General features: G+C 41.9%; 1 protein-coding gene. It reads right to left on the bottom strand.

Annotated elements, in window-relative coordinates:
• On the bottom strand, nt 1-474 hold a 474-nt coding region (locus tag ACQKEZ_RS19185; RefSeq protein WP_427303566.1), incomplete at its 3' end, for a DNA-directed RNA polymerase subunit alpha.
• Nucleotides 475-530 lie beyond the last annotated feature (56 nt).

The following is a 530-nucleotide window of genomic DNA, read 5'->3' as shown; positions in this document are numbered from 1 at the left end:
TTTTTGGTCTTCTTCTTTTTCAACCATGATTTCTGCATGCTGTGCTTCGTCAGTCAAACCAACGAAAATATTAAGATGTTCAGTTAAAATCTTAGAACCTAGAGCAATCGCTTCTTTTGGTCCTGTGCTTCCATCTGTCCATACATCTAGTGTTAATTTATCATAGTTTGTAATTTGCCCAACGCGGGTATTCTCCACTTGATAAGTCACACGAGATACAGGTGTGTAAATAGAGTCGATTGGAATCACGCCGATAGGCTGATCGTCTCTTTTGTTTGAATCAGCAGGAGCATAACCGCGACCTCTTTGAGCAGTTAAACGAACGCGAAAACTCGCATTCTTGCCAAGAGTTGCGATGTGAAGATCTGGATTTAAGATTTCAATATCGCTGTCGTGTGTAATGTCAGCTGCTGTTACAGTACCCTCATCTTGTACATCAATTTCAAGCGTCTTCTCTTCTTCAGAGGGCCGCAAGTGCCTGCGTTCCCATAAATGTGATCAAGTACGTAATGATCATTTGAGCCCCATTG

Source organism: Bacillus sp. NPDC077027 (genome assembly GCF_050269555.1).
Taxonomy (GTDB): Bacteria; Bacillota; Bacilli; order Bacillales; family Bacillaceae; genus Bacillus.
Note: the sequence above shows the minus strand (reverse complement) of the source record. Positions and strands in the feature narration are given on the sequence as shown.